Origin of the sequence: Pseudoalteromonas rhizosphaerae (assembly GCF_902498845.1) — a bacterium.
Taxonomy (GTDB): Bacteria; Pseudomonadota; Gammaproteobacteria; order Enterobacterales; family Alteromonadaceae; genus Pseudoalteromonas; species Pseudoalteromonas rhizosphaerae.
Genome location: NZ_CABVLM010000049.1, coordinates 1 through 752, shown reverse-complemented (window position 1 = coordinate 752; position 752 = coordinate 1). Strand labels below are relative to the sequence as shown.

At 39.8% G+C, this 752-nt stretch carries 1 protein-coding gene; it reads right to left on the bottom strand.

Going from position 1 to position 752, the window contains the following annotated elements; genetic code table 11:
* Positions 1 to 208: 208 nt before the first annotated feature.
* On the bottom strand, positions 209 to 580 hold the full coding sequence (locus tag PSR9079_RS23405) for a hypothetical protein (protein ID WP_149983458.1): 372 nt from the start codon (positions 578 to 580) through the stop codon (positions 209 to 211).
* Positions 581 to 752 lie beyond the last annotated feature (172 nt).

Below are 752 nucleotides of genomic sequence, written 5' to 3'. Positions count from 1 at the left end.
ACATTACTTGCTTCATCCTATGTATTAACTCGCTCTAATTCGAGCTGAAGTAATTATGGCTTAAAAAGTTAGGCAAGGATCAGTGTGTTTAACTTGACAGTGGGAGTCATACCAACGCTTTGCCAAGAGGCAAATGCGAACGTTGTTGGGCTTTGCCCAGAGAGTATTTGTCCCAGCCGCGCTTTTTGCGGCGAACCTTGGCGGCTTGTTAGTTTTCGATACTTTCATACTTCCCAAGCCAGTCTGTGTGTTCTGGGTATTTAAGTTTATAAGCATTTATCTCAGCTTTAGAAGAGTATTTAAAATACAAACCGAAATAATCAGCTAAATAATCCTCACCGTTCCCCATTCGCCAAAATATATCAGTTGGATGACGATTAGGATATTTAATCCAGGGAGGTTTAGGTGGAGTATGCTTTAACTCATTATCATAACGATCCTTGAGCATTTTATCCCAAGTGGCTTTATGCTCAAGATACTTGCTCCATTGTTCATCAGTAGTACCATCAGATTTATCACTTGCCAATATTGCCACCGATACAAAAATTAAATTTAAAAATAATATGCGATATATAATCATAGAAAACTAATGCTTCAATCAGCCGACGCGTTAGCGGTCGGCTGCATTGACTTGTGTACGCCCGACATGGGCATTGACTTATGAGGTGAAAGTCCTCTGTAGGAAGATCACCGTTTAAATAACATACTGTTATTAAACGATAACTACTAGCGAATGGCAAGGGCTAAATCGC